This window comes from Streptomyces sporangiiformans (genome assembly GCF_005768555.2).
GTDB lineage: Bacteria > Actinomycetota > Actinomycetes > Streptomycetales > Streptomycetaceae > Streptomyces > Streptomyces sporangiiformans.
Genome location: NZ_VCHX02000158.1, coordinates 85,285 through 100,504, shown reverse-complemented (window position 1 = coordinate 100,504; position 15,220 = coordinate 85,285). Strand labels below are relative to the sequence as shown.

General features: G+C 69.8%; 17 protein-coding genes. 12 read left to right on the top strand and 5 right to left on the bottom strand.

The window, feature by feature from the left end; genetic code table 11:
• Nucleotides 1-2 precede the first annotated feature (2 nt).
• From pucL to FGD71_RS25675, 5 genes are all read right to left on the bottom strand, one after another.
• Nucleotides 3-908 carry a factor-independent urate hydroxylase gene (gene pucL / locus FGD71_RS25695; RefSeq protein ID WP_119102878.1) on the bottom strand — a complete coding sequence of 302 codons (906 nt, stop codon included), beginning with the start codon at nucleotides 906-908 and terminating at the stop codon, nucleotides 3-5.
• 4 nt (nucleotides 909-912) lie between these two features.
• A complete protein-coding gene (gene uraH / locus FGD71_RS25690; protein ID WP_119102877.1) occupies nucleotides 913-1,260 on the bottom strand; it encodes a hydroxyisourate hydrolase in 348 nt (115 codons plus the stop codon).
• Nucleotides 1,260-1,778: a 2-oxo-4-hydroxy-4-carboxy-5-ureidoimidazoline decarboxylase gene (uraD, locus tag FGD71_RS25685; RefSeq protein WP_119102876.1), complete on the bottom strand. Its 519-nt coding sequence runs from the start codon at nucleotides 1,776-1,778 to the stop codon at nucleotides 1,260-1,262. Before uraD ends, uraH begins: the two co-directional genes overlap by 1 nt.
• Before the next feature lie 111 nt (nucleotides 1,779-1,889).
• Nucleotides 1,890-2,267 carry a helix-turn-helix domain-containing protein gene (locus FGD71_RS25680; RefSeq protein WP_119102875.1) on the bottom strand — a complete coding sequence of 126 codons (378 nt, stop codon included), beginning with the start codon at nucleotides 2,265-2,267 and terminating at the stop codon, nucleotides 1,890-1,892.
• Nucleotides 2,264-2,515, bottom strand: a complete 252-nt coding sequence (locus tag FGD71_RS25675) for a YkoF family thiamine-binding protein (protein ID WP_119102874.1) — start codon at nucleotides 2,513-2,515, stop codon at nucleotides 2,264-2,266. The genes FGD71_RS25680 and FGD71_RS25675 overlap by 4 nt, the downstream gene beginning before the upstream one ends.
• A gap of 272 nt (nucleotides 2,516-2,787) precedes the next feature.
• Between FGD71_RS25675 and FGD71_RS25670 the strand changes: the two genes are divergently transcribed.
• The 12 genes from FGD71_RS25670 to FGD71_RS25615 all read left to right on the top strand — a co-directional run bounded on the left by FGD71_RS25670 (nucleotide 2,788) and on the right by FGD71_RS25615 (nucleotide 15,122).
• Entirely contained in the window at nucleotides 2,788-3,867 is a 1,080-nt protein-coding gene (locus tag FGD71_RS25670; protein WP_240436765.1) for an RNA polymerase sigma factor, read from the top strand.
• 88 nt (nucleotides 3,868-3,955) lie between these two features.
• Nucleotides 3,956-4,924: an ABC transporter ATP-binding protein gene (locus tag FGD71_RS25665; RefSeq protein ID WP_119102873.1), complete on the top strand. Its 969-nt coding sequence runs from the start codon at nucleotides 3,956-3,958 to the stop codon at nucleotides 4,922-4,924.
• On the top strand, nucleotides 4,921-5,691 hold the full coding sequence (locus FGD71_RS25660; protein WP_119102872.1) for an MlaE family ABC transporter permease: 771 nt from the start codon (nucleotides 4,921-4,923) through the stop codon (nucleotides 5,689-5,691). The genes FGD71_RS25665 and FGD71_RS25660 overlap by 4 nt, the downstream gene beginning before the upstream one ends.
• Before the next feature lie 3 nt (nucleotides 5,692-5,694).
• The gene (locus FGD71_RS25655; RefSeq protein WP_119102871.1) at nucleotides 5,695-6,510 is read left to right on the top strand and encodes an MlaE family ABC transporter permease; all 816 of its coding nucleotides are present in this window, start codon (nucleotides 5,695-5,697) and stop codon (nucleotides 6,508-6,510) included.
• 5 nt (nucleotides 6,511-6,515) lie between these two features.
• Complete coding sequence (locus tag FGD71_RS25650; protein WP_119102914.1) at nucleotides 6,516-7,766, top strand: MCE family protein; 1,251 nt, start codon at nucleotides 6,516-6,518, stop codon at nucleotides 7,764-7,766.
• 11 nt (nucleotides 7,767-7,777) lie between these two features.
• Nucleotides 7,778-8,833 (top strand): MCE family protein, encoded by a 1,056-nt coding sequence (locus FGD71_RS25645; RefSeq protein WP_119102870.1) that lies wholly within the window; start codon nucleotides 7,778-7,780, stop codon nucleotides 8,831-8,833.
• Nucleotides 8,833-9,993, top strand: a complete 1,161-nt coding sequence (locus tag FGD71_RS25640) for an MCE family protein (RefSeq protein WP_181359271.1) — start codon at nucleotides 8,833-8,835, stop codon at nucleotides 9,991-9,993. The genes FGD71_RS25645 and FGD71_RS25640 overlap by 1 nt, the downstream gene beginning before the upstream one ends.
• Nucleotides 9,990-11,123, top strand: coding sequence for an MCE family protein (locus tag FGD71_RS25635; protein ID WP_119102869.1), 1,134 nt, complete (start codon nucleotides 9,990-9,992; stop codon nucleotides 11,121-11,123). Before FGD71_RS25640 ends, FGD71_RS25635 begins: the two co-directional genes overlap by 4 nt.
• Nucleotides 11,120-12,406, top strand: coding sequence for an MCE family protein (locus tag FGD71_RS25630; RefSeq protein ID WP_119102868.1), 1,287 nt, complete (start codon nucleotides 11,120-11,122; stop codon nucleotides 12,404-12,406). The genes FGD71_RS25635 and FGD71_RS25630 overlap by 4 nt, the downstream gene beginning before the upstream one ends.
• Complete coding sequence (locus FGD71_RS25625) at nucleotides 12,403-13,680, top strand: MCE family protein (RefSeq protein ID WP_119102867.1); 1,278 nt, start codon at nucleotides 12,403-12,405, stop codon at nucleotides 13,678-13,680. The genes FGD71_RS25630 and FGD71_RS25625 overlap by 4 nt, the downstream gene beginning before the upstream one ends.
• Nucleotides 13,653-14,279, top strand: coding sequence for a hypothetical protein (locus FGD71_RS25620; protein ID WP_240436764.1), 627 nt, complete (start codon nucleotides 13,653-13,655; stop codon nucleotides 14,277-14,279). The genes FGD71_RS25625 and FGD71_RS25620 overlap by 28 nt, the downstream gene beginning before the upstream one ends.
• A gap of 63 nt (nucleotides 14,280-14,342) precedes the next feature.
• Nucleotides 14,343-15,122, top strand: coding sequence for a hypothetical protein (locus tag FGD71_RS25615; protein WP_119102866.1), 780 nt, complete (start codon nucleotides 14,343-14,345; stop codon nucleotides 15,120-15,122).
• Nucleotides 15,123-15,220: the final 98 nt, after the last annotated feature.

Genomic DNA, 15,220 nt, shown 5'->3' with positions numbered 1-15,220 from the left:
ACTCAGAGGTTGCTGAGATCCACCGGGATCCTCGCCTCGCAGCCGTCCCTCAGGACCGTGGCCTCGATCAGGCCGTACGGGCGGTCGGCGGCGAAGTACACAGCTCCGTCGGCGGTGTCGTTCTTGAGCCCGAACGGCTCCAGGTCCGCGAGGAAGTGGTGCTTGTTCGGGAGCGAGAAGCGAACCTCGTCGATCTCGTCGCGGTGGTCGATGATGCGCGCGCCCATGCGGTAGAGGGTCTGCTGGAGCGACAGCGAGTACGTCTCCGCGAAGGCCCGGAGCATGTGCTCCTTGACCTGCTCGTACGACGTGTCCCAGTCGGGGGCCTCCTGCTCGTCGTCGGTCCAGTTGAAGCGCCAGCGGCTGGAGACCTCGGTGGCCAGGATGCGGTCGTACGCCTCGGGGAGGGTCGTGTACTCGTCCTTGACGTAGCCCCAGAACTCGGAGTTCGTCGAGTTCATCACGACGAGGTCCTTGAGCCCGGAGACGACCTCCCACCCCTCGCCGTCGTACGTGATCTGCGTGAGGCGGGTCTCCTGTCCCTTGCGGACGAAGGAGTGCGCGCCCTGTCCGGCGTTCTCGATGCGCTCCCAGGCGTATTCCTCGATACGGATGCGTGCCGTCCTGATCGGCTCCTGGCTCGTCACGAAGTGGCGGGCGAGGTGGATGCCGAACTGCTCGGCGGACTCGATGCCGTACTGCTTGGCGAAGGCGTACACCGTGTTCTTGGTGGTGTCGGTCGGCAGGACGTTCGCGTTGGAGCCGGAGTAGTGGACCTCCTCCATGTCGCCGGAGAGCGACACGGAGACGTTCAGGTCCTTGATGTGATGGGTGGCACCGTCCCGCGTGATCTTGACGACTCGGTTCTCGGCCTTGCCGTACTGGTTCTGTCCCAGGATCGTGGGCATCTAGCTAGCTCCCTCGGTAAACGGAGTAGCCGAACGGGTTGAGCAGCAGCGGCACGTGGTAGTGCTCGCCCCGCACGACGGCGAAGGTGACCGCCACCTCCGGGAAGAACGCATCACCGTCCCGGTGTGCGGAGAGGTACGCGCCCGTCTCGAAGCGGAGCCGCACATGCGTGGCGCCCTGTGGTGGTACCGGGAGGTCCTTGCAGCGTCCGTCGGCGTCCGTGGCGGAGGAGCCGAGCTCCGTCCACTCGGCCTCTGCGGCTTCGCGTGCCGACAGCGAGACGGGCACGCCTTGGGCGGGGCGGCCGATGCTGGTGTCCAGGATGTGGGTGGACACCGATGCGGTACTCATCAATCGTCGTCCTCTTGTTCCACGAGTCGGGCGAGGCGGATGCGGTTGATCTTGCCCAGTTCGGTGCGGACGATCTCGCGCTCCCGCTCGGGCGAGTTGCCGATCCGTTCCTTGATCGCGTCGCGCATCTGCTCGCCGGTGCGGCCGGTGGCGCAGATCAGGAAGACGTGGCCGAACCTGTCCTGGTACGCCAGGTTCAGCTCCAGCATCTCGGCCTTCAGCTCCTCGGAGGCGCCCGCCATACCGCGCTGTTCCCGGGCCGAGGCCGGATCGCCGGGCTTCGGGCGGCCGATCGGCGGGTGCCCGGCCATGGCTTCCTCCAGGTCCGCGGTGGTCAGCTCCGCCATGGCGGCGTCACTGGCGCGGAAGAGGTCGTCGGCCGTGGCGTACGGGCGGCGCGCGAGCAGCCTGCGCCCCCATTCCACCGATGCACACGCCTCGTGGAGCGCCCCGGCGGCGGCGTGCTCCTCCAGGGCGTTGAACCGGGTGAGGCCCGGCGTCGAAGAACTCGAGATCACGGGACCAGCTAACGCCCCACAGCGACACGACGTCAACAGTTTGTTGAAAAAACCAGCCCGCCAGGACTGCCAGCTCGGGCGGTGCTCGGGCGGTGCTCGGGCGGGCCAGGCTCAGTCGCCCTTCGTCGCGTTCTCCCGGTTCAGATAGTTGTAGACGGTGAAGCGGCTCACGCCGAGGGCGCTTGCCACCGTCTCCACGCCATGGCGTACGAAGAACGCTCCGCGCGCCTCCAGGGTGCGGACGACCTCCTGTTTGGCCTTGCGGTCGAGTTCGGCCAGGGGCTTGCCCTGCTTGCGCTCCAGGGCGGCCAGGATGTGGTCGAGCGAGTCGGCGAGCTGGGGCAGGCGTACGGCGACGACGTCCGCGCCCTCCCAGGACAGGACGACGTCGTCGGGGCCGGCCTGCCCGGGCGGCAGCATCTCGCCGCCCATGGCGTCGACCAGCGGCTTGACCGCCGTGACGAAGGGGTCGTCCCCCAAACCGGTCACCGATCGCCCTCCTCGATCACGTTGACCTGCAGCGAGACCCGGGTGGCGCCCGCCTCCAGGGTCTTGCGCAGCAGCGCGTCCACGGCGGTGAGCAGCGTGTCGGCGCCACCCTCTGCCGTGTTGCCGAACGGGCCGACGTCCACGGCGTCCAGTTCGGCCGCGTCGATGACCTCGCGGGCGACGAGCGCGTGCGGCGGCACCTCGTCGAGGTCGAAGGGCTCGGTCGTGAATTCCACTCTCAGTCGCACACTGCCCCCAGAACCACCGTCTGACCTGCACCCGCGGCGACAGAGCCGGTTGGCCCGCCACGAGGCGACCCTAACCACTGACCGGCGATAACGGCCAGAACTCGATGAGCGCCGCCCCCTCCACAACCGCGGATACCGGACGGTAATGTCGCCAACCGCCGGGCAGCACGGGTCCGGCGGGCGAGCGCGAAGGGGCCTCGATGGCGTCGGACATGCCTGCGGAGATGCCTACGGGCGGGCCTCCGGACGTGCCTGCGGACATGCCTGGGGAAATGGCTGCGCAGGCACAGGCCGCCCATGACCGTTGGCAGCACATGTGGAGCCACCGCGAGCAGTTGCTCAAGGTGGCCCGGCGTAGATCGATGAGCCCGGAGGACGCCGAGGACGCCGTGCACGAGGCGATGCTGCGGGCCGCGGAACGCCCGGATCTCGACGACGAGCGCCTCGCCGCCTGGCTGACGACCGTCACGATGCGGTTGTGCGTCGACCGCTACCGCCAGGTCAACCGCGAGGCCGAGGTGCGCACCAGCCCGACGCTGTTCGCCCCCGGACCGGTGCCGGTCGAGGAGGCGGTGTGCGACCGGGCGGAGGCCAAGTGGCTGGCCGTGCGCAGCGGGGAACTGCCCGCCCGCCAGGCGGAGGCGCTCCGGCTGAAGTCCGAGGACCTGGACGTCGGCCAAGTCGCCGTTCGGATGGGGCTGAGCTACCGCACCGTCGAGTCGCTGCTGGCCCGGGCCCGGCGGACGCTGCGCAACTCGCTGGCCGGAACGCTCGGGCTCGCCCTGTTCCTGTGCGGACGCGGCCGGCCGCGAGCGGGCGGACACGCCCAGGCCGTGGCGGTGGCCTCCACGGCGGTGACCCTGGCGGTGGCGGGGCTGGTCATCCCGTACGCGGCCGACTGGGGCGGCGACCGTACGCCGCCGCGCCCCGGCAAATCGGAGTCCACCGAATCGCTCCGGCCGGACGGCGACAGCCGGGCGACGCCCCCGGACACGCGCGACCACCCGGCCTCCTCGGCGGTGCCCGGCCCGGGCACCACTGATTCTTCCGGTGACGGGTCCCTCATACCGCTGTCCGTGCCGCCCCTGCCGGAGGTCTCGCTGTCCCCGCTGCCGACGCTGCCGGCCCCCGGGGTCCCGGAAATTCCCGAGGTCCCTGAGGTCCCCGAGGTTCCCGAACTGCCCGAGGCGCCGCAGGTGCCCTCGCTGCCGAGCGCGCCCGCTGTCCCGCAACCGCCGGGCGCCCCTGACCTGCGGGTCACGTCCACCGCCCCGGAGGCCGTGGACGCTGTGTCCGCACCGTCCGACGCGCCCTCCCTCAGCGGCGTTCCCACCCTCGACGCCCTCCCGTAAAAAAATCTCGCGTTCGCAGCGACGGACGCCCCGCCCCTCCCCGTAGAGCAGATGTCGGAGCTGCTCCACGGCTGAAGGGTAGGACCGGATGGGTGTCGAGATCTGTGTGGAAGGGCTGACCAAGTCCTTCGGTCACCAGGTCATCTGGCAGGACGTGTCGCTGACGCTGCCCGCCGGGGAGGTATCGGTCATGCTCGGCCCCTCGGGCACGGGCAAGTCGGTGTTCCTCAAGACGCTCGTCGGGCTGCTGAAGCCGGACCGGGGCTCGATCCGGGTGGCGGGCCGGGACATCACCGGGCTCCGTGAGCACGACCTGTACGAGGTGCGGAAGCTGTTCGGTGTGCTGTTCCAGGACGGCGCGCTGTTCGGCTCGATGAGTCTGTACGACAACATCGCCTTCCCACTGCGCGAGCACACCCGTAAGTCCGAGAGCCAGGTCCGGCGGATCGTGCTCGAGAAGATGGACATGGTCGGGCTGATCGGCGCCGAGGAGAAACTGCCGGGCGAGATATCCGGCGGGATGCGCAAGCGGGCCGGTCTGGCCAGGGCCCTGGTTCTCGACCCCCAGATCATTCTCTTCGACGAGCCCGACTCGGGCCTCGATCCGGTGCGCGTCGCCTATCTCAATCAGCTCATCGTCGACCTCAACGCCCAGATCGACGCGACGTTTCTGATCGTCACGCACGACATCGCCTCGGCCCGCCAGGTGCCGGACAACATCGGGCTGCTGTTCCGCCGCGAGCTGGTCATGTTCGGGACCCGCGAGAAGCTGCTGACCAGCGACGAGCCCGTCGTACGGCAGTTCCTGAACGGCCGGATGCAGGGGCCGATCGGCATGGCGGAGGAGAAGGACGCCGCCCAGGTGGAGCAGGAGCTGGCGCAGCTCGGTGCCGGCGGGCACACGAAGGCTCCCGGCAGTCAGGCCATGACTCCCCGCCTGCTGCCGGGTCCGGGCATCCCCCGCCCGCCCCGCTGGGAGGCGATCGCGAGACGCGAGGCCGCCCTCCACCCGGGCCTTCACCCGGGCCCGTACGGGAAGGAGGTGGCGGACGCATGAGCCTGTCGCCGACCGGAGCGCTGCGGCACTCGGGCCATCTGTTCGCGATGGCCCTGGACGTCGTGTGGGCCATACCCCGACGGCCTTTCCAGGCGAGGGAGTTCATCCAGCAGGCCTGGTTCGTCGCGAGCGTGACGATCCTGCCGACGGCCCTCGTCTCGATCCCCTTCGGCGCGGTGATCGCGCTGCAGATCGGCAGCCTCACCCGGCAGTTGGGGGCCCAGTCGTTCTCGGGCGCCGCCTCGGTGCTCGCCGTACTGCGCGAGGCGTCGCCGATCGTCACCGCGCTGCTGATCGCGGGCGCGGGCGGCACGGCGATCTGCGCGGATCTCGGGGCGCGCAAGATCCGCGAGGAGATCGACGCGATGCAGGTGCTGGGCATCGACCCGATCCACCGCCTCGTCGTACCGCGTGTGCTCGCGTCGATGGTGGTGGCGGTGCTGCTCAACGGCCTGGTGTCGGTCGTCGGGGTCGCGGGCGGCTATTTCTTCAACGTCGTCCTGCAGAACGGCACACCGGGCGCGTATCTCGCCTCCTTCACCACCCTCGCCCAGCTCCCCGATCTGTGGGCGGCCGAGCTGAAGGCGCTCGTCTTCGGGGCGATCGCCGCGATCGTCGCCTCGTACAAGGGACTTACCGCGAAGGGCGGGCCGAAGGGTGTGGGCGACGCGGTGAACCAGTCGGTGGTGATCACCTTCATGTTGCTGTTCGTGACGAACTTCGTGATGACCGCCGTGTACTTCCAAGTCGTTCCGCAGAGGGGCTAGTCGATGCGAATCCTCGACCGCCCGTTGCGGTCCCTCGAAGAGCTGGGCACTCAACTGGTCTTCTACGGCCGCTCTTTGGCGTGGACCGGCCGCACCCTGCGCCGCTACAAGAAGGAGGTCCTGCGGCTGCTGGCCGAGGTGAGCTTCGGCCGCGGCGCGCTCGCGGTGGTCGGCGGCACGGTCGGTGTCATCGCCTTCCTGTCGTTCTTCACCGGCACGGAGGTCGGCCTGCAGGGGTACGCGGCGCTCAACCAGCTCGGCACCTCCAACTTCGTGGCGTTCCTGTCGGCGTACTTCAACACCCGGGAGATCGCCCCGCTGGTGGCCGGACTCGCGCTGTCCGCGACGGTCGGCGCCGGTTTCACCGCGCAGCTCGGCGCGATGCGGATCAGCGAGGAGACCGACGCGCTGGAGGTGATGGGCGTCCCCTCGCTGCCGTTCCTGGTGACGACCCGGATGATCGCCGGTTTCGTCGCGGTGATCCCGCTGTACGTGGTCGGGCTGCTGTCCTCCTACTTCGCCGCCCGCACCATCACCACCGGCTACTACGGACAGTCGGCGGGCACCTACGACCACTACTTCCAGCAGTACCTGCCCCCGGTCGACGTGTTGTGGTCCTTCGGCAAGGTGATCGTCTTCGCCGTCGTGATCATCCTGGTGCACTGCTACTACGGCTACCACGCGAGCGGCGGCCCGGCGGGGGTCGGCGTCGCGGTGGGCCGCGGCGTGCGGACCTCGATCGTCGCCATCAACGTCCTGGACTTCTTCCTCAGCCTGGCGATCTGGGGCGCCGACACGACCGTACGGATAGCGGGGTGAGTGCCGTGAGAGTGCTGAGACTGCGGGTGTACGGCCTTGTGTTCATCGCCGTGCTCGCACTGCTGCTGTCGCTCGCCGTGGCCGTCTACCAGCAGGCGTTCACCCCGGTAGTACGCGTCACGCTGGAGGCCGACAGCCTCGGCAACCAGCTCGATCCGCGCGCCGACGTCAAGCTGCGCGGGCTGCTGGTCGGCGAGGTGCGCGCGGTGCGGGCCGATGGTGAGAAGGCCACGCTGGACATCGCGCTCAAGCCGGAGCAGGTCGGGCAGATCCCCTCCGACGTGCATGCGCGGCTGCTGCCCAAGACGCTGTTCGGCGAGAAGTACGTCGATCTCGTGGCGCCCCGAGGCTCCTCGGCCCGGCCCATCCGCGCCGGGGACGTCATCACCCAGGACCGCACCAGGGTCGGCATGGAGCTGCAGCAGTTGTTGAACGACTTGCTGCCGCTGCTGCGGACCGTGCAGCCCGGCAAGCTCAACGCCACGCTCTCGGCGTTCTCCACCGCGCTGGAGGGACGCGGGGACCGGATCGGCGACAATCTCGTCCGCGTCGAGGGCTATCTGCGCCGCCTCAACCCGCACATGCCCTCGCTGCGGGAGGACATCGCACGGTTCGCCGACGTCGCCGAGGTGTACGGCGACGCGGCACCCGACCTGATGAAGATCCTGCACAACACCGTCACCACCAGCCGCACCCTCGTCGACAAGCGGGACCGACTGGCCGCCGCGCTCACCGCGACCACCGGCGTCGCGGGCACCGCGGAGGACTTCCTCGACGAGAACGGCGACCGGCTGATCACCCTCGGCCGGGTCTCGCGGCCCACGCTGGACCTCTTCGCCCGCTACTCGCCCGAGTACCCCTGCCTCCTCGACGGCCTGGTCCGGCAGGAGGCGGCATCGGAGGAGGCGTTCCGGGGCGGCAAGATGCGCATCACCCTGGAGGTCGTCCGGCAGCGGTCCGCGTACGAACCCGGTGAGGAACCGCGCTACGGCGAGCGGTCCGGACCCGACTGCAGAGGCCTTCCGGGCCCGCGGGTGCCCGGGCCCGACACCCGCCTCAACGACGGTACGAAGCGGGGAAGTTCGGGTGGCGGCACAGGGCCGGGCGGGGTCGGGGTGTCCGCCACCGAGGCCGAACAGCGCGCGGTCGGATCGCTCGTGGCGCCCGTTCTGGGCGTGCCCGCCGACGAGGTACCGCCGGTCGCGACGCTGCTGTTCGGACCGATGGCCCGCGGAACGGCGGTGACCGTCGCATGAGGACGAGGATCATGAGCAAGAGGACAAGGACGAGGACGACACCCGCACGCCGGGCCGCCGCGCCGCTGGTCAAGTTCGGCCTCTTCGCGGTGGTGACGATCCTGGCGACGGCTCTGCTCGCCGCCACCATCGTCAACATCTCCTTCGCCCCCGAACACACGTACCGCGCGGTGTTCAGCGACGTCACGGGGCTGGAGGAGGGCGACGACATCCGGGTGGCCGGGGTGCGGGTGGGCGAGGTCGAGGACGTGACGATCAAGGACCGGACCCTGGCCGAGGTCGCCTTCACCGTCCGCGCCGACCGTCCGCTGCTGCGCAGCACCGGCGCGATCGTCCGCTACCGGAACCTGGTCGGGCAGCGGTACATCGCGCTGACCGAGGGTGCGGGCGACGGGACCCGGCTACGGCCCGGCGGCACGATCCCGCTGTCCCGGACCCGGCCCGCGCTGGATCTCAACGCGCTGCTGAACGGCTTCAAGCCGCTGTTCGCCGCGCTCAGCCCGAAGGACGTCAACCAGCTCGCCACGGAGATCGTGAAAACGCTGCAGGGCGAGGGCGGCACCGTCAACAGCCTGCTCGCGCACACGGCCTCGCTCACGACCACGCTCGCGGGCCGCGACCAGCTCATCGGTTCCGTGATCGACAACCTCAACACCGTGCTGAAGACGCTCGACCGGCGCGGCGCCCGCTTCTCCGGGCTGCTCAAGCAGCTGCGGCGGGTGATCTCCGGACTGTCCGCCGACCGCAAGCCCATCGGCAACTCGCTGGTGAGTATCGGTGACCTGACCGCGGCCACCTCGGGACTGCTCGAGGACGCGCGCCCGCCGCTCAAGGACGACATCGCCGGGCTGACCGATCTCACCGGCACGCTGAACAAGAACGAGAAGACCGTGGAGGGCGTCCTGAAGAGGCTGCCGAACAAGCTCAACGAGCTGACGGGGACGGCGTCCTACGGCTCGTGGTTCAACTTCTACCTCTGCGACTTCGACGGCCGCATCGTGCTGCCCAAGACGCGGCAGGTCCTCACTCCCGAGCTGCATGTGGCGAGGGCGAGGTGCGGCCGGTGATGAGGCGCATCCTCGGGCGCGGTTCCCGCGCCCGCCGGCCGGAACCACTGGTGAAGGTACGAGTCGAGCCGCCGAAGCTGCTGAGGTTCCTGCGGCCGAGACTGCCGAGGATCCGGCCGCCGAGGCTGCCCCGGATACGGCTGCTGCCTCGTGCGGTCCCGTTCCGGGTGGGGGCACCTCCCAGCGCTGGCTGGGGGAGTAACCCCGTCGTCATCGGCGCTGTCGGTCTCACCACCCTCGCGCTGCTGGCCGTCGCCGCGTTCAACGCCGACAGTCTCCCGCTGATCGGCGGCGGCCGGACGTACAGCGCGGCCTTCTCGGAGGCGGGCGGGCTCAAGGCGGGCGACGAGGTGCGGATCGCCGGGGTGAAGGTCGGCAAGGTCGAGGAGGTCGACCTGGACGGCGACCACGTCAAGGTCACCTTCAAGGTCAAGGGCGATCCGGGATTCGGCACGGCGACCGGTGCGTCGATCCGGGTCAAGACGATCCTCGGCGCGAAGTACCTCGCGCTGCATCCGAAGGGGCCGGGGCAGTTGACGGCCGGCAGTGAGATCCCGCTGCGGCGGACGGTCGCCGCGTACGACGTCGTGCAGGCCTTCAGCGATCTGACCACCACGACGGAAGAGGTCGACACTCAGCGGCTCGCGAAGGCGCTGGACACCATCTCCACCACCTTCCAGGACTCGCCGACCGAGGTACGGGCGTCCATCAAGGGGCTGTCGAAGATCTCCAAAACGGTGGCCTCACGCGACAAGGCGCTGCGCGAACTCCTCGACCACGCCGACGGCGTCACCGGGGTGCTGGCCGCTCGGTCCAAGGACTTCACCGCGCTGGTCGAGGACGGCGACAAGCTCTTCAAGGAGATCAGCAAGCGGCGCAAGGCGATCCACAAGCTGCTCAAGAGCTCCGCCGCGCTGGGCATCCAGCTCTCCGGCCTGGTCGAGGACAACAGGAAGGAGATCGGGCCCGCGCTCAAGGGCCTCAACACCTTCGTGAAGATGCTCGAACGCAACCAGTCGAGCCTCGACCGGAGCGTCAAGCTGCTCGCGCCCTATGTGCGGGTCTTCACCAACACCCTCGGCAACGGCCGCTGGTTCGACAGCTACATCCAGAACCTGGTCGCCGCTCCGGTGGTGCCGCGGACGGGAGACTCACGATGAACAGGCGTATCGCGCGCCGTCTTGCCCTGGTCACCGCCCTGGCGCTCGTCGCCGCGCTCGCCGTGGTGCTGTGGCCGCGTGCCGAGAGCGTGCGCGTCACCGCGTACTTCCCGCGCACCGTCGGCATCTACCCCGGCTCGGACGTCCGCGTCCTCGGTGTCCGGATCGGCGAGGTCAAGAAGATCACACCGCTGGGCGAGCGGGTGCGGGTGGAGCTGGAGTACGAGGAGGGACGCAAAGTGCCGGCCGACGCCAAGGCCGCGATCATCAACTCCTCGGTGGTCAGCGACCGTTACCTACAGCTGCTGCCGGTGTACCGGAAGGGCCCGGTGCTGCGGGACGGCGACGTGATCCCCGAGGCGCGTACGGCCGTTCCGGTCGAGCTGGACCGGATCTTCGACAGTCTGCACACCACGTCGGAGGCGCTCGGCCCGAAGGGCGCGAACAAGGACGGCTCGCTGTCCCGGCTGCTGGGAGTGAGTGCGGACAACCTCGACGGGCAGGGGGAGAACCTGAACGGGACGGTCGAGGACCTCTCGAAGGCGGTCACGACCCTGTCCGATGGACGGGGGGACCTGTTCGGGACCGTACGGAATCTCCAGGTGTTCACGGCCGCGCTGGCGGGCGACGACAAGAGCGTGCGGTCGTTCAACAGCAGCCTCGCCAAGGTGGCGAAGCAGCTCGCCGGGGAGCGCGAGGACCTCGCCGCGGCGCTGAAGCACCTCGGCACGGCGCTCGGTGACGTCTCCGAGTTCGTCAGGACGAACAAGAAGTCGCTGACCTCGAACGTGAAGGGCCTCAGCAAGGTCACCAAGGTGCTCGTCACCCAACGGGCCGCGCTGGAGGAGCTGTTGGAGGTCGCGCCGACAGGGCTGTCCAATCTGCAGAACACGTACAACGCGTCCGCCGGCACACTCGACACCCGCAACAACCCCGACGGGCCGCAGGATCCGGCCGCGCTGCTGTGCTCCGTGCTGAAGACGACCGGGGACGAGGGCGGCAAGAACCCCGACTGCCGGGACCTGGAGAAGCTCTTCGACTCCCTGCCCGAGCTGCCGCCGGCCCCCGCGGTGCCGAGCACGGGCACGGTCGACCGGACGCTGGGCGGGATCCTGGAGGCCGACGCATGAGCCTGCTGCGAAAGGGCGGGGCGGTCGCGTGGGCGGCCGTCGGTTCGATGCTGCTGTCCGGCTGCGAGTTCAACGGCTGGTACGACGTCCAGCTGCCCGGTGGCGCCGCCGCGGACGGCCACGCCTACCACGTCACGGTCGAGTTCAGGGACGTACTCGACCTGGTGCCGCAGTCCGCCGTGAAGGTCAACAACGTCACCGTGGGCGCCGTCGAGAAGGTGGAGCTGGCCGGGTGGCACGCTCGGGTGCGGCTGCGGGTCGCCGACTCGGTGAAGCTGCCCGGCAACGCGGTCGCCGAGCTGCGGCAGACCAGCATGCTCGGCGAGAAGTACGTGGCACTGTCCGCCCCGCCGGACGCCGCCCCGGTGGGCCGGCTCGGCGACGGCGACCGGATCCCGCTGTCCCGCAGCGGCCGGAACCCGGAGATCGAGGAAGTGCTGTCCGCCCTGTCCGCGCTCCTCAATGGCGGCGGAGTGGCCCAGCTCAAGACGATCACCGTGGAGCTCAACAAGGCCCTGGCGGGCCGGGAGAACCGGGTCAAGTCCCTCCTCAAGGAGCTGAACACCTTCCTCGGCGGCCTGGACAAGCAGCGCAAGGACATCGTGCGTGCGCTCAAGGGCATCGACCGGCTGGCCAAACGGCTGGGCAAGGAGAAGAAGACCATCGCCCGTGCCGTCGACACCATGCCGCCCGCACTGAAGGTCCTCGCCGACCAGCGACGCGACCTGACCAGGATGCTCACCGCGCTGTCCAAGCTCGGCACGACGGGCACCAAGGTGGTCAACGCCTCGCGGGACGACACGGTCGCGAACCTGAAGCAGCTGAGGCCGATCCTGCAGCAGCTGAACAAGGCGGGCGACGATCTGCCCAACTCCCTCGAACTGCTGACCACTTACCCGTTCCCGCGCAACGCCGTCGACGCCGTCAAGGGCGACTACGTCAACCTCAAGGTGACCGCCGACCTCGATCTGGCGGGCATCTACGGCAACCTCACCGACAAGCCCGGCGAGAAGGACGGGGGAGGCAAGGACGAGCCCGAGGGCCCGGACCTGCCCGAACTCCCGGAAGTCCCGGGCGTACCGCTGCCCACCTCACTGCCGGACACTCCGGACACCCCTGATCTGCCGGACGCACCGGCCGAGCCCTCGGCCCCCTCGGACGGCGGCCCGCTGTGCCCACCGGTGTGCACGAGCGGCTATGCCTCCTACGGAACCTCGGGCGGCCTGCCACCAGGGATCGATCTCGCGCTCGCGGAGCTCATGCTGAAGGGGATACAGCCGTGATCACACGTACGGTCAAGGCTCAGCTGCTCGCCTTCGCCACCGTCACCGCCGTCGGGGTGTCCTATGTCGGCGTCGAGTACACGGGCCTGGTGGACGGCCTCCTCGACCGCGGTTACACCGTGCGGGCGGACTTCGCCGACTCCGGAGGGGTCTTCCCCGGCGCCGAGGTCACCTATCGCGGGGTGCCGGTGGGCCGGGTCGGCGCGCTGCGGCTCACCGGTTCCGACGGTGTCTCGGTCTCCCTCGACATCGAGGACGACGGGCCGCGCATCCCGGCGGACACCCTCGCCGTGGTGGCCAACCGTTCGGCGGTGGGCGAGCAGTACGTCGATCTTCAGCCGCGCGCCTCCGGCGGCCCGTACCTGCTCGACGGCAGCTCGATCCCGCGCGACCGCACCCGGGTTCCGCTGCCCACCACTGACATGGTCCTCAGTCTCGACCGGCTGGTCACCTCGGTCGGCAAGGACGATCTACGGGTCACCGTCGACGAGTTGGGCAAGGCCTTCTCCGGCACCGGACCGCGGCTGAGCCGGCTGGTGGACTCGGGCAACTCGCTCGTCGAGTCGGCGTCCGACTCGCTCCCGCAGACCATCTCGCTGATCGAGGACGCACGGAAGGTCCTCAAGACGCAGGCGGACCAGGGCTCGTCCATCAAGTCGTTCTCCCGCGATCTGGCGGCGCTCACCGCCCAGTTGAAGTCGAGTGACGGGGATCTGCGCAAGCTGATCGGCAACACGGTGCCGGCCGCGCAGGAGGTGAACTCCCTGCTGAAGTCCACCGGGCCGCATCTGCCGGTCCTGCTGGCCAATCTCATCAGCGGCGGCCAGGTCACGCTGGCGCGGCTGCCCGGCGTGGAGCAGGCCCTGGTCACGTTCCCGGTGGTGGTCGCGGGCAGCTACACCGTCATCCCGGGCGACGGCACCACCCACTTCGGGATGGTCGTCAACGCCGACGACCCGCCGCCGTGCACCCAGGGATACGGGACAGGACGCCGCGACCCCGCCGACACCAGCACGCGCCCGGCGAACACCGACGCGCGCTGCACGGCCCCGCGCGGCAGCGACACCTCGGTGCGCGGCGCGCAGAACGCCCCCGGCGCGTCGGCCGGTTCCGGCGGCGCCGACCAGGCCGCGTACATCGCGCCATACGACCCGGAGACCGGCACCGCCACCGGTCCGGACGGAACGTCCGTCGAGATCGGCTCGACGGGCGGACAGCAGACCGTGTTCGGAAAGGAGTCGTGGCAATGGCTTCTCGTGGGACCGATGTCATGAACGAGGGTTCTGAGGACATGAACGAGGGTTCCGACATGAGCAAGGGCTCTGACATGAGCGCAGGCTCCGGCACTGGATCGGGCTCCGACGTGAGCGCGAGCTCCGACACGAGCGGCGGCCTGCGGCGCAGGGCGCTGTCGGCGGGGCTCGCCGTGACGACGGCCGTGGTGACCGCGCTGACCATCTGGCTGAGCGTCCAGCTGTACGAGCAGCACGAGGCGGACCAGCGGCGCCAGGACATCCTCGCGGCGGCCCGTCAGTCGGCGCTGAACTTCACCTCGCTCGACTACCGGCACTACGACCGGGACAGCGGGAACGTGCTGAAGGGTGCCACCGGCGACTTCAAGAAACAGTTCGCCGCGCAGACCGAGGAGCTGACCAAGCTGGTCGCCCAGAACAAGTCGGTGTCCGAGGGCCAGGTCCTCGAGGCGGGCATCGCACGGTCCGACGAGCGCTCGGCCCGTGTCCTGGTGGTCGCCGACAGCAAGGTGACCAACACCGCCGTGCCCGCCGGGGAGGCGCGCACCTACCGGTTGCAGCTCGACCTCGTCCTGAAGGGCGGCCGCTGGCTGACGTCCGACGTCGAGTTCGTCGGCTGACCGCACCCCGCCCCGCCGCGAGACCAGTCTCGTACGACCCGTAAGCCAGTGAGGAGAAAGACCGTGGCGAACCTGACCACCCGGGGGCGCGGTGCCGGTTCATCCGCCCGCCGCACCCTGACGGCGGCCGCCCGCGCGGCGGCGAAGCGCGTGGAACGCGTGGAGGGTGCGGATCGTGTGGAGCGCAAGGATCGTGTGGAGCGCAAGGATCGTGTGGAGCGCGGCTCCGTCGATACCCGACGGTCCGGGCGCACCGTGCTCATCGAGAGGCCGGACGGCTGGGACGACCCGCCCGAGCCGTCGCCGGAGTCCTTCGAGGAGGATCCTCCGGCGAGAAGGAAGGCGTACCCCGTCGTACTCGTCGTCGTGCTCGCCGTCCTGCTCGTCGCGGGTCTGATCGCGGTCGCCGTGCTCGGGTGGCAGTACCGGGACGGGCGGCGGGCCGAGCAGGCGCGGGGAGAGGCGCTCGCGGCCGCGCGGAAGGCGGCACCCGTCGTGTTGTCGTACGACCACCGGCATCTGGACCGCGACTTCGCCGCGGCGCGCGCCCATCTCACCGGGGACTTCCGTGACGAGTACGGGAAGACCACGAAGACGGTGGTGGGGCCGACAGCCAGGAAGTACCAGGGCGTGGTGAAGGCCACGGTGGTGGAACCCGCCGACGGCGCCCCCGCGGCCTCCGTCGTGTCGGCCTCGCCGGACAAGGCGGTCGTGCTGCTCTTCGTCAACCAGGTGACCAGGAGCACCCAGGTCTCAGGTCCCCGCGTGGACCTGAACCGGGTGCGGATGACGCTCACCCGTACCTCCGAGGGCTGGAAGGTGAGTGCCGTCGACGCGCTCTGATCCGTCGGCCACCGCAGCAGCGCCCCCGCGCCTCCCGCGCGGGGGCGTTCTTTCGTGGCGTGTAGCGGGCCGCACCCTTGACAGTCGTCCTGAACCAC